Consider the following 11665-nt stretch of genomic DNA (forward strand, 5'->3'; position numbering starts at 1 on the left):
ATGTTTCCGGTTCATACCCTACGCTTACCGGGCCTACGGGACCTGTAGGCCGGGTCAGGCGAAGCCGCCACCCGGCGAAAAAAAACCTCTCAATCGAGAGGTTTTTTCTTTTACCGGCCCTGAATCGCCAGATCGCCCGGCAGCGTTTTCTGCATCCGGTGCCAGATTTCACCGGAGTCGTGACCGTAACGACGCACCGTTTCATAAACCTGGTCGTGCAGCCCCTCGGTGCAGAGTTTGCTCAGCTTATGATAGAAGCCGAGCGCCAGGCTGCGGGCTTCAGGGTTAGCAAAGTAGTGACGACCAATGCGCGTATATAACCCTTTCATCCCATTCAGGATCAGGCCGTAAACCGGATTGCCGGAGGCAAACGCCAGACCGCGGAACACGTTGTAGTCCAGGGTTGCAAAGGCATCCGCATGGTCCTCCACCTCATTGGCGGTGGCGAGCACCTTCAGCGCATCTTCAGGGTGCTGACGAAACGCGGTGCGGATGAAAATAGTAGCGATGTTGGTGCGCACCGAAAGCAGATTATCAATCAGCTGCGGTACGCTTTCGTGGTCGAGACGCGCCAGCGTTTCCAGAATATTCAGCCCGGACGTTTCCCAGAAGTTGTTCACCTTAGTGGGCTTGCCATGCTGTATCGTCAACCAGCCATCGCGCGCCAGACGCTGGAGCACTTCTCGCAGCGTGGTACGGGTGACGCCAATCAGTTCAGAGAGTTCGCGTTCAGCAGGTAGAATTGATCCCGCAGGGAAACGATTATTCCAGATGCTTTCAATGATGTACTCTTCCGCGAAACCCGCCGGGCTCTGCGCCTTAATGACCATAGTGAGATTTCCATTACACAGCTTTAGCAAATTGCACTCATCATACCAGAGGCGGACAGAGGCAGATAGCGCAGCCGAGACAGAAAAGAGGGATCGCCGTTTCATTTTTATGAAATTTACAAAATGGCGTTAACGCCCTCACCGACGCCATTTTTGCGTATACTGATGTCTTGTCTTATTTGACGGGGAAAGGACGTCTGTCGTGGAAATTTCGTTTGGGCGCGCGCTGTGGCGCAACTTTTTAGGTCAGTCACCTGACTGGTACAAACTCACTTTACTGGTATTCCTGGTCGTTAATCCCGTTATCTTCTTGCTGAATCCCTTTGTTGCCGGATGGCTGTTGGTCGCCGAGTTTATCTTTACCCTGGCGATGGCGCTGAAGTGCTATCCGCTATTGCCCGGCGGGCTGCTGGCACTGGAGGCCGTGGCCACCGGAATGACCAGCGCGGAGCACGTTAAAAACGAGATTGCGTCGAATCTTGAAGTCCTGCTGCTGCTGATCTTCATGGTGGCCGGGATCTACTTTATGAAGCAGCTCCTGCTGTTTATCTTTACGCGTTTGCTGCTGAGCATTCCGTCGAAAACGCTTCTCTCGCTGGCGTTTTGCCTCGCCGCGGCTTTCCTTTCAGCCTTCCTGGACGCGCTGACGGTGGTGGCGGTAGTGATCAGCGTCGCCGTCGGTTTTTACGGAATTTACCACCGGGTGGCCTCGTCTCGTCCCGGCGATAACTTGCAGGACGACAGCCACGTTGAGGCGCACAACCGCGACGTGCTGGAACAGTTCCGCGCGTTTCTGCGCTGCCTGATGATGCACGCGGGCGTGGGTACGGCGCTGGGCGGCGTGATGACCATGGTCGGGGAGCCGCAAAACCTGATCATCGCTAAAGCGGCCGGGTGGCATTTTGGCGAATTTTTCCTGCGCATGGCGCCGGTCAGCGTGCCCGTGCTGGTCTGTGGATTAGCGACCTGCGTACTGGTCGAGAAATTTAACCTCTTTGGGTATGGCGCGACGTTGCCCGATCAGGTCCGCCATGAGTTGCAAAAATTTGACGAGCAGAGCCGCAAACAGCGTACGCGTCAGGAAACGCTGCGCCTGATTGCACAGGGTCTGATCGGCGTGTGGCTTATCGCTGCGCTGGCCTTGCACCTTGCCGAAGTGGGGCTCATTGGCCTGTCGGTGATTATTCTGGCAACCAGCCTGAGCGGCGTAACGGACGAACATGCTATCGGTAAAGCCTTTACCGAAGCGCTGCCGTTTACCGCCCTGCTGGCGGTGTTTTTTGCCGTCGTGGCGGTAATTATTGACCAACATCTGTTCGCGCCCATTATCGCTTTTGTGCTTCAGGCTACGCCAGATTCTCAGCTTACGCTGTTCTATTTGTTTAACGGCCTGTTGTCTTCCATCTCCGATAACGTCTTCGTCGGGACGGTATACATTAATGAGGCCAAAGCCGCGATGGAGCAAGGGATCGTCAGCAGTGAACAGTTTGAGCTGCTGGCGGTGGCGATAAACACCGGGACCAACCTGCCCTCGGTGGCAACCCCGAATGGTCAGGCGGCATTCCTCTTCCTGCTGACCTCGGCGCTGGCGCCGCTCATACGGCTTTCTTATGGAAGAATGGTCTGGATGGCGCTGCCGTATACGCTGGTGCTTACCCTGGTTGGTTTGCTGTGCATCAAAATTACTCTCGTTCCCTGTACGCAATGGTTGTTACAAGCAGGTATACTTGCGGCGCATTAAAATTCGTTTACACTGCGCTGTCTAAGCATGTTCCAGGGAAATGATTATGTTGCGATTTTTGAACCAGTGCTCACGCGGTCGCGGAGCGTGGTTGTTGATGGCCCTGACCGCCTTTGCGCTGGAAATGGTCGCGCTGTGGTTTCAGCATGTGATGGGGCTGAAACCTTGCGTACTGTGTATTTATGAGCGTTGTGCGCTGTTCGGCATTATGGGCGCAGGTCTGGTCGGTGCAATTGCACCTAAAACACCGTTACGCTATGCGGCGATTGCCATCTGGCTATACAGCGCCTGGAAAGGGATTGCGCTTTCCTGGGAGCACACCCAGATGCAGCTTCATCCGTCACCGTTTATGACCTGCGATTTTGCGGCCCGCTTCCCGGGCTGGCTGCCGCTGGATAAGTGGCTGCCGCAGGTGTTCGTTGCCTCCGGTGACTGCTCCGTACGCCAGTGGGAGTTTCTGACGCTGGAGATGCCGCAATGGCTGGTGGGCATTTTTGTCGCCTACTTCGTGGTGGCGCTGCTGGTGCTGATTGCCCAGCCGTTCAGACCGAAAAAACGCGATCTTTTTGGGCGTTAATGTGCCCGGCGGCGCTTCGCTTGCGCGGGCCTACGGTTTTGTAGGTCGGGTAAGCGCAGCGGCACACGACACAACAGCGCACAATAAAAAACCCGCCTCGGCGGGTTTTTTATTATCAGCGGTTGGGATGATTCATGATGTGGTCTTCCCAGTCCCGCACCTCTGACTCTTTCACCGCAATATGGCGCACGGAAATACGTTCGCCGTGCATCGCCGCTTTCGACCCCGTCAGCAGGGGATGCCACGCAGGCAAATCCTTTCCTTCCGCCAGCAGGCGATACGCGCAGGTATGCGGCAACCACTCAAAGGTCGGCAGGTTTTCACGGGTTAACTTGATGCAGTCCGGCTCATATTCGAAACGGCGCTCGTAGTTGCGGCACTGGCAGGTTTTGATGTTTAACTGCTTGCACGCTACGTTGGTGAAATAGATTTCGTCCGAATCTTCATCCATCAGCTTATGCAGGCAGCACTGTCCGCAGCCGTCACACAACGATTCCCACTCCGCGTCGGTCATGTCATCGAGCGTTTTGCTTTGCCAGAAAGGAATATCGTTCATCGGGATGTCCACACGTCAAAATAGAGCGCACCTTATAACGAGTCTGGCACGTTGATGCAAGTTTTGCCGCCCTTTTCAGGCGGCAAGGTGCTTTTACAGCACGCGGGTTTTTAGCGACAGGCCGTTAAAACTAACGTCCAGCTCGTCGCCAGCGTGCAGCGGGCCCACACCTTCCGGGGTGCCGGTCAGGATCACATCGCCGGGTTTCAGGGTGAAGAAGCGGCTCATGTAGGCAATCAGCGGAACGATCTTATGGATCATATCGGCGGTCGAGCCCTGCTGGCGGATCTCGCCGTTGACCTTCAGGCTGAGCGGCGTATTCTGCGGGTCGTCGGTAAATTCACTCACCGGAACGAAACCGGAAATCGGGCATGAATTATCAAAACCCTTGGCTTTTTCCCACGGCTGCCCTGCTTTCTTCATTTTGCCCTGAACGTCGCGCAGCGTCAGGTCGAGCGCAACACCGTAACCCGCAATCGCTTTCTCTACGTGCTCTTCGGTGGCCTGACGCAGTGTGGCGCCGATCAGCACCGCCAGCTCCACTTCATGATGCACCGAGCCCAGTCCCTGCGGCAGAGCCAGCGGCTGGCGAATATCGCACAGTGCAGTTTCTGGCTTAATAAACAGAACCGGCTCTTCCGGCACGACGCTCCCCATCTCCTGAATGTGTTTTGCATAGTTGCTGCCTACGCAGACCACTTTGCTGACGGGATAATCCAGTAATGCACCTTGCCAGTTATGATGTTGATACATGCTCGACCCCTAATCGGTTGATGGGTTGTTCCCGGCGTGACCCGGGCTTATTTCTTTCCGCTCATCTCAAGATGCTGTTTTAATAAATTCTCCGGCGGTGGTGGAAGCTGTAAATAATAGCCTTGTTGGGTCAACGCCTTTTTGACTTTTTCCAGATCGGCGTTCACCAGCTTCTTGCGGCCGTCCAGCGGCAGCAGCATCGCCAGCTGCGGTCGGCCAAAACTTTTCATTAATTCCTCAGGCACGCGGGAAAAATCGTCTTTCTTTTCGACATAAAGGTAGGTCTGGTCGCGGCTCGTACTTCTGTAGATCACACAAAACATGTTTTTACTCTGAATTAACGGGTGGTTGCTTGCCTCAATATACTCCTGACTATAACATGCCTGATACTCTTCGGAATATCGCGGCGATGTGTTGCGGTTAATAGCAAATTGAGTAAGGCCAGGATGTCAAATACGCCCATCGAGCTTAAAGGCAGTAGCTTCACCTTATCAGTGGTTCATTTGCATGATGCAAAACCCGAGGTTATTCGTCAGGCGTTAGAAGACAAAATCGCGCAGGCTCCCGCTTTTCTTAAGCATGCTCCTGTCGTCGTCAACGTAAGCGACCTTGAGGGTCCGGTTAACTGGAAGCGACTCCAGCAGGCCGTCACCTCTACGGGCTTACGCATCGTGGGTATTAGCGGCTGCAAAGACGCTGAACTGAAAGCCGAAATTGACCGCGCAGGTTTGCCTTTGCTGAACGAAGGTAAAGAAAAGGCCCCACGTGCAGCGCCTGCACCCGTTCCCGCTCCCCCGCCTCCGGCGCAAAATGTAACCCCAGTCACAAAAACGCGATTGATTGATCTGCCGGTTCGTTCCGGTCAGCGCATTTATGCGCCAAACTGTGATCTGATTGTTACAAGCCACGTCAGCGCGGGCGCGGAACTGATTGCGGATGGCAATATTCACGTTTACGGTATGATGCGAGGGCGTGCACTTGCGGGCGCCAGCGGCGATCGAGAAGCACAAATTTTTTGTACTCACCTGACGGCAGAACTGGTGTCTATCGCAGGTGAATATTGGCTGAGCGACAAAATCCCAGCCGAATTTTATGGCAAAGCGGCCCGTCTGCAACTGGCAGACAACGCTTTGACCGTTCAACCGTTAAATTGATCCCTTTTAACAAGGAATTTCTATGGCACGCATTATTGTTGTGACTTCGGGTAAAGGAGGCGTTGGCAAGACCACCTCCAGCGCGGCCATCGCTACTGGTTTGGCCCAGAAGGGAAAGAAAACCGTCGTAATCGACTTTGATATCGGTCTGCGTAACCTGGACCTGATCATGGGCTGCGAGCGTCGCGTGGTGTATGACTTCGTCAACGTCATTCAGGGCGATGCCACGCTTAACCAGGCGCTGATTAAAGACAAGCGCACCGAGAACCTCTACATCCTCCCGGCGTCCCAGACCCGTGACAAAGACGCGCTGACCCGTGAAGGCGTGGAAAAGGTGCTCGACGAACTGAAAAAGATGGAGTTCGACTTCGTGGTCTGCGACTCCCCTGCCGGTATCGAAACCGGCGCGCTGATGGCGCTCTACTTCGCGGATGAAGCCATCATCACCACCAACCCGGAAGTCTCGTCAGTACGCGACTCCGACCGTATTCTCGGCATTCTGGCGTCGAAATCTCGTCGTGCGGAAAATGGCCAGGAGCCGATCAAAGAGCACCTTCTGCTGACCCGCTACAACCCGGGCCGCGTAAATAAAGGTGACATGCTGAGCATGGAAGACGTGCTGGAGATCCTGCGCATCAAACTGGTTGGCGTGATCCCGGAAGATCAGTCCGTACTGCGCGCCTCTAACCAGGGCGAGCCGGTGATTCTGGATACACAGGCAGACGCGGGTAAAGCGTATGCGGATACCGTTGATCGTCTGCTGGGAGAAGAACGTCCTTTCCGCTTCATTGAAGAAGAGAAGAAAGGTTTCCTCAAACGCCTGTTCGGAGGATAAGTTATGGCATTACTGGACTTTTTTCTCTCGCGGAAAAAAAGCACCGCCAACATCGCAAAAGAACGTCTGCAAATTATCGTTGCGGAGCGTCGTCGTAGCGACGCCGAACCGCACTACCTGCCGCAGCTGCGCAAAGACATTCTGGAAGTGATCTGCAAGTACGTGCAGATTGACCCGGAAATGGTCACCGTTCAGCTGGAGCAAAAAGACGGGGATATTTCGATTCTGGAGCTGAACGTGACGCTTCCGGAAGCGGAAGAGTCGCGTTAAACCGTTTGCGGTTCGTCGTATCGTAGGCCGGGCAAGCATCGCGCCGCCCGGCAATTTCCCCGGTGGCGCTGCGCTTACCGGGGTTACACTTCTTTAGCGCGGATACCCTTCCAGCAAGGTGTTCAGGCGTTCTGCCATCAGTTCCCCCCGCCATCCGGCGACCAGTTCCGGTAAACCATTTTGCGGTTTCAACTTCCAGTGCCAGTTCAGTAGTTGGTTAATCTGACGACGTGAAGCCAGCAGCTCCGCGCTCAGCTTGCTTTCGCTCGCCACCGTCTGCACCAGCGCTTTGATATCTTTGAATGCCTTGCGGTAGCCCGGCATATCCATCAGGTTAAGCAGCGGCTCTGGCAGCGCGTCGTCCGGCACCTGCTGGGCTTTTTCCACCAGCGCCAGCAGCGTTTTACCGTGGAAGCGGATCTCGCTCCCGGAAAGGCCAATGCTGTCCAGCTCGCCAAGGCTGCCCGGCATATAGCGCGCTACCGCCCACAGGTGCTCTTCGCGTACCACAAAGTTAACCGCCAGGTCGCGCTCGCGCGCTTTACGCAGGCGCCAGTCCGCCAGCAGTTGCAGGCAGGCCAGCTGACGCGTGCGCAGCTGCCAGGCGTTGGTGATATCACGCCAGGCGTCTTTCGGGTCGACCACTTCCTGGCGACGCTGCTGCGTCATGCGACACTCGTCCAGCGCGGCAGACAGCCAGCCGGACGCCTCCGCCTCTTTCATCAGCTGGCCGGCAATCGGCAGCAGATAGAATACGTCCGCCGCGGCATATTCAAGCTGACGCGCGGTCAGCGGGCGCGCGAGCCAGTCCGTGCGCGATTCGCTCTTATCCAGCGTCAGGCCGGTGTACTCTTCCACCATCGCGGCGAAGCCCCAGGAGAGCGGGCGACCGCTGAACGCCGCGAGGATCTGGGTATCAATCAGCGGTTCCGGCATGATGCCAAAGGTATTGAGGAACACTTCCAGATCTTCACTGCCGGCGTGCAGATATTTGGTCACGGCGGTATCGAGCAACAGCGCGCGCATCGGCGCCCAGTCGGTGATGCCAAGGGGGTCAATCAACGACACGTGCTTGCCGTCATACATCTGGATCAGGCCCAGCTGCGGGTAGTACGTGCGGGTGCGGACAAATTCCGTATCCAGGGCGATAGCGGGAAAATCACGCGTCACCTCGCACAGCGAAGCCAGCTCGTCGTTGGTAGTGATCATCTGGTAATTCAAATCGGACTCTCTTTTGTTTGCGCCCATAAAAAACGCCGGCTTAACCGGCGTCTGGGCGATTAACGTGAAGCTCAGGCCTTATTGTCCACTTTGGCACGGGCTTCGTCACGTAATTCTCGTCGTAATATCTTCCCGACGTTGGATTTCGGCAGCTCATCGCGGAATTCCACCAGCTTCGGCACTTTATAGCCCGTCAGCTGCCGGCGACAAAACGTTATCAGCGCTTCCTCGGTAAGAGAAGGATCTTTCCTGACCACAAATATCTTCACCGCTTCCCCGCTGCTGCCGGAAGGAACGCCCACCGCTGCCACTTCCAGCACGCCGCTGTGCTGCATCACCACGTCTTCGATTTCGTTCGGATAGACGTTGAAACCGGAAACGAGGATCATGTCTTTCTTGCGATCGACGATGCGCAGGAAGCCTTCGTCGTCCATCACCGCGATGTCGCCGGTGTACAGCCAGCCGTCTTTGATGATCTCGTCCGTGGCATCCGGGCGCTGCCAGTAGCCCAGCATCACCTGCGGCCCTCTTACGCACAGCTCGCCCGGCTCGCCGTGAGGCACTTCGTTACCCTCATCGTCCACCAGTTTGGCTTCCGTTGACGGCACCGGCAGGCCGATACTGCCGCTGTGGTAGTCGATGTCATGCGGGTTAACGCTGACCAGCGGGGCGCACTCCGTCAGGCCATAGCCTTCCAGCAGATACTGCCCGGTGAGTTTGACCCAACGCTCGGCAACCGCCTGCTGAACCGGCATCCCGCCGCCCGCAGAGAGGTGCAGCGTGGAGAAATCCAGCTGCTGAAACTCTTTATTGTTGAGCAGAGCGTTAAATAGCGTGTTCACGCCGGTCATGGCAGTGAACGGGTATTTCGCCAGCTCTTTGACCAGCCCCGGAATGTCGCGCGGGTTAGTAATCAGAACGTTCTGGCCGCCCAGCTCGATGAACAGCAGGCAGTTCATGGTCAGCGCAAAAATGTGATACAGCGGAAGCGCGGTGATCACCAGTTCTTTGCCCGGGTGCAGCAGCGGCCCGTAAGTGGCGTTAACCTGTTCCAGGTTCGCCAGCATGTTGCGGTGGGTCAGCATCGCCCCTTTCGCCACGCCGGTGGTGCCGCCCGTGTATTGCAGGAAGGCCAAATCCTCTGAGACCACTTCAGGCTTGACGTACTGCATGCGATAGCCCGCATGCAGCGCGCGGCGGAAGGAGATGGCATCCGGCAGATGGTATTTCGGCACCAGGCGCTTAACGTATTTAACGACAAAGTTGACCAGCGTACCTTTCGCGGTAGAGAGCTGGTCGCCCATGCGCGTCAGAATGACGTGCTTAACCTGGGTTCTTTCAACGACTTTTTCCAGCGTGTGGGCAAAGTTGGAGACAATTACAATCGCCGCCGCACCGCTGTCATTCAGCTGATGCTCCAGTTCGCGCGGGGTATAAAGCGGGTTGACGTTAACAACGATCATCCCTGCCCTGAGGATCCCGAACAGCGCCACCGGATATTGCAGCAGGTTTGGCATCATCAGCGCGACGCGATCCCCTTTCTGCAACCCCAGCCCCTCCTGTAAATAGGCCGCAAACGCCCGGCTGCGCTCCTCCAGCTTACGGAAGGTCATCACTTCGCCCATATTCACAAATGCGGGCTGGTCGGCGTAGCGCCGTACCGAGTGTTCAAATAATTCAATCAGGGATTGATAACGGTCAGGATTGATCTCCGCAGGAACATCCGCGGGATAACGGTTAAGCCAAACCTTTTTCAATGCATCACCTCTGAAATGAGTGTTCGTCGTCATCACAGCCCCGATAATAAACAGTTTGTTAACATTATATTAACTCAGCGTACCAGTTTATTAATTGTTCAGATTACAGGTTGCGAAGCGCGTCACTCTTTTTTTTCGTTTTAAGCGTAAAAAAACAGAGACAGCGGCTGAGCCGCTGTCTCTTTACTATAAATAACAGGAAGTTACTCAGTTACGATGGTTTGTACCTGTGCAGGACCGGGGTTATACCAGCCCCAGCCACCGTAGCCGTAACGGTACGGATGAGGGCCCCACATCCACGGATCGATAGGCTGTGGCGGCATCACCACCTGCTGGGCGATACGCCAGCGCTTGTAGCCGTTGACCTGCATGGACATGAATTTGTACGGCGTATTGCCGATTTTACCCGCTACCGAACCGGTAATCGGCCCGACGACGGTCACCAGCTGTCCGCGGAAATCAACCGGATCGAGGAAGCCGCTGACGTCAGCGTAGATCCGCCCGCGCGAGGCTTCACCCAGTATAGGCCGCGCGCCGTCGTCCAGCGGAACGGTGGCGATTTCCAGACGGGTTTTGCCCTGCTGGTTAACGACCTCAACCACCTTGCCGCCAAACCGCGCTTCCTGCCCGACATAGAGCTCCGGGGCGTTCATCACGCGTACCAGATCCTGCTGTGGCGTCGGGCTGGTGCCCTTAATCGCATCAGGAACGGTGACGCAACCGCTCAGTGCTATGGCAACAACGCCTGCCATAAGAAGGCGTACAACTTTAGTCTGAACCGCCATGATGCGACTCCTTTTTCTCAGTTCCTGTTACTGAGATTCATTCGCGGCCAGGAAGTTTCTTCCACGCGACGGTGTTTCGTAAATAAACGGGTTCAGCGTGCTCAACCGCCACGGTTTTACCTGCGTCAAGCAGCTGACGGGCAATCGGCAGCATATCTTCGGCGGCGGGCAGGAGCATGTTGCCGTCCACCAGCGTAATGCCGGTTTCCTTCGCCATCTCAGGCCATGCCGGCCAGCCGGTTCCCACGGTCGCCCACTCGCCGGAGAGCTGCTTCAGGCGCTCAGTCACGGCTTCGGGCTTGAGCACCGCCTCGGTCTCTTCGCCGTGCCAGACGCCGTTTTCATCACGGGTATATTCCGCCCAGTACACTTCCCCCATACGGGCGTCGATGGCAGCCAGCACGCGTGTAGCGCCGGTCATACGCCAGGCGCCCTGCGCCATCGTGGCAAGCGTGGAGACGCCGATCATCGGCAGGTCAGCGCCCAGCGCCAGCCCCTGCGCAATGCCAATCCCGATACGCACGCCCGTAAAGCTGCCCGGGCCACGGCCATAGGCCAGCGCGTCGAGGTCGGTCAGGGCGGCGTTGCCCTCGGTCAAAATGGTTTTTACCAGGGGAAGAATACGCTGGGTATGCTCCCGGGGGCACTCTTCGAAATGGGCAAAGGTCTTACCGTCGTTCCACAGGGCAACGGAACACGCCTCTGTTGCGGTATCAATAGCCAGAATTCGCATTGGTCGTCGCGCTCTCGCAAGGGTCAGTCACAAAATGGCGCGCATCTTAACACACTCCGGCAAGAATTACTCCGCCGTTGGGTTCGCCAGGAAGCGGACCGCGCGTTTAATATCCCGCGTGCGCGGCGCGGGCGGCAGGCTGGCGAGGAAGGTTGCGCCGTAGGGGCGCATCACCAGGCGATTATCGCAGATCACCAGCACGCCGCGGTCGGTGACGTCGCGGATCAGTCGCCCTACTCCCTGCTTAAGCGTAATGACCGCATCCGGCAGCTGGACGTCGTCGAACGGATCGCCCCCACGCAGACGGCAATCCTCCATGCGCGCTTTCAGGAGCGGATCGTCCGGGGATGTGAACGGCAGCTTATCGATAATCACCAGCGAGAGCGTATCGCCGCGCACGTCCACCCCTTCCCAGAAGCTGCTGGTCGCCACCAGCAGGGCATTACCGGCGCT

14 protein-coding genes are annotated in these 11665 nt (G+C 56.6%); 5 read left to right on the forward strand and 9 right to left on the reverse strand.

Annotated features, from left to right (window positions below):
• Nucleotides 1-110 precede the first annotated feature (110 nt).
• Nucleotides 111-830: a fatty acid metabolism transcriptional regulator FadR gene (fadR, locus tag IM267_RS16495; protein ID WP_003859951.1), complete on the reverse strand. Its 720-nt coding sequence runs from the start codon at nucleotides 828-830 to the stop codon at nucleotides 111-113.
• A 202-nt stretch (nucleotides 831-1032) separates the two neighbouring features.
• Here fadR and nhaB point away from each other — a divergent pair, with 202 nt between their 5' ends.
• Nucleotides 1033-2571 (forward strand): Na(+)/H(+) antiporter NhaB, encoded by a 1539-nt coding sequence (nhaB, locus tag IM267_RS16500; protein WP_063868497.1) that lies wholly within the window; start codon nucleotides 1033-1035, stop codon nucleotides 2569-2571.
• Nucleotides 2572-2617: 46 nt separating this feature from the next.
• On the forward strand, nucleotides 2618-3148 hold the full coding sequence (gene dsbB, locus IM267_RS16505; protein WP_063868496.1) for a disulfide bond formation protein DsbB: 531 nt from the start codon (nucleotides 2618-2620) through the stop codon (nucleotides 3146-3148).
• A gap of 115 nt (nucleotides 3149-3263) precedes the next feature.
• Here dsbB and IM267_RS16510 read toward each other — a convergent pair whose 3' ends face one another.
• The 3 genes from IM267_RS16510 to IM267_RS16520 all read right to left on the reverse strand — a co-directional run bounded on the left by IM267_RS16510 (nucleotide 3264) and on the right by IM267_RS16520 (nucleotide 4780).
• Nucleotides 3264-3704, reverse strand: a complete 441-nt coding sequence (locus IM267_RS16510) for a YcgN family cysteine cluster protein (RefSeq protein WP_063449604.1) — start codon at nucleotides 3702-3704, stop codon at nucleotides 3264-3266.
• 93 nt (nucleotides 3705-3797) lie between these two features.
• The gene (locus IM267_RS16515; protein WP_193033839.1) at nucleotides 3798-4457 is read right to left on the reverse strand and encodes a fumarylacetoacetate hydrolase family protein; all 660 of its coding nucleotides are present in this window, start codon (nucleotides 4455-4457) and stop codon (nucleotides 3798-3800) included.
• Between the two features lie 47 nt (nucleotides 4458-4504).
• Nucleotides 4505-4780 (reverse strand): YcgL domain-containing protein, encoded by a 276-nt coding sequence (locus IM267_RS16520; protein WP_193033840.1) that lies wholly within the window; start codon nucleotides 4778-4780, stop codon nucleotides 4505-4507.
• Nucleotides 4781-4903: 123 nt separating this feature from the next.
• Here IM267_RS16520 and minC point away from each other — a divergent pair, with 123 nt between their 5' ends.
• Genes minC through minE form a run of 3 tightly spaced genes read left to right on the forward strand, consistent with a single transcriptional unit; the run spans nucleotide 4904 to nucleotide 6716 of the window.
• Nucleotides 4904-5611 carry a septum site-determining protein MinC gene (minC, locus tag IM267_RS16525; protein WP_063868495.1) on the forward strand — a complete coding sequence of 236 codons (708 nt, stop codon included), beginning with the start codon at nucleotides 4904-4906 and terminating at the stop codon, nucleotides 5609-5611.
• A gap of 22 nt (nucleotides 5612-5633) precedes the next feature.
• Nucleotides 5634-6446 carry a septum site-determining protein MinD gene (gene minD / locus IM267_RS16530; protein WP_063449608.1) on the forward strand — a complete coding sequence of 271 codons (813 nt, stop codon included), beginning with the start codon at nucleotides 5634-5636 and terminating at the stop codon, nucleotides 6444-6446.
• A gap of 3 nt (nucleotides 6447-6449) precedes the next feature.
• The gene (gene minE, locus IM267_RS16535) at nucleotides 6450-6716 is read left to right on the forward strand and encodes a cell division topological specificity factor MinE (RefSeq protein WP_003859937.1); all 267 of its coding nucleotides are present in this window, start codon (nucleotides 6450-6452) and stop codon (nucleotides 6714-6716) included.
• A 93-nt stretch (nucleotides 6717-6809) separates the two neighbouring features.
• Here minE and rnd read toward each other — a convergent pair whose 3' ends face one another.
• The 5 genes from rnd to IM267_RS21345 form a co-directional block, all read right to left on the reverse strand.
• Nucleotides 6810-7925 (reverse strand): ribonuclease D, encoded by a 1116-nt coding sequence (gene rnd, locus IM267_RS16540; RefSeq protein WP_146748973.1) that lies wholly within the window; start codon nucleotides 7923-7925, stop codon nucleotides 6810-6812.
• 83 nt (nucleotides 7926-8008) lie between these two features.
• Complete coding sequence (fadD, locus tag IM267_RS16545) at nucleotides 8009-9694, reverse strand: long-chain-fatty-acid--CoA ligase FadD (protein ID WP_129741659.1); 1686 nt, start codon at nucleotides 9692-9694, stop codon at nucleotides 8009-8011.
• A 203-nt stretch (nucleotides 9695-9897) separates the two neighbouring features.
• Nucleotides 9898-10479 (reverse strand): Slp family lipoprotein, encoded by a 582-nt coding sequence (locus tag IM267_RS16550; RefSeq protein ID WP_193033841.1) that lies wholly within the window; start codon nucleotides 10477-10479, stop codon nucleotides 9898-9900.
• 37 nt (nucleotides 10480-10516) lie between these two features.
• The gene (gene tsaB / locus IM267_RS16555) at nucleotides 10517-11212 is read right to left on the reverse strand and encodes a tRNA (adenosine(37)-N6)-threonylcarbamoyltransferase complex dimerization subunit type 1 TsaB (protein WP_107535544.1); all 696 of its coding nucleotides are present in this window, start codon (nucleotides 11210-11212) and stop codon (nucleotides 10517-10519) included.
• A 66-nt stretch (nucleotides 11213-11278) separates the two neighbouring features.
• Nucleotides 11279-11665, reverse strand: a 387-nt coding sequence (locus tag IM267_RS21345; RefSeq protein WP_226848147.1) for an ATP-dependent DNA helicase, incomplete at its 5' end; no start/stop codon positions are given.

Source organism: Enterobacter cloacae complex sp. P15RS, from assembly GCF_014895905.1.
Taxonomy (GTDB): Bacteria; Pseudomonadota; Gammaproteobacteria; order Enterobacterales; family Enterobacteriaceae; genus Enterobacter; species Enterobacter quasihormaechei.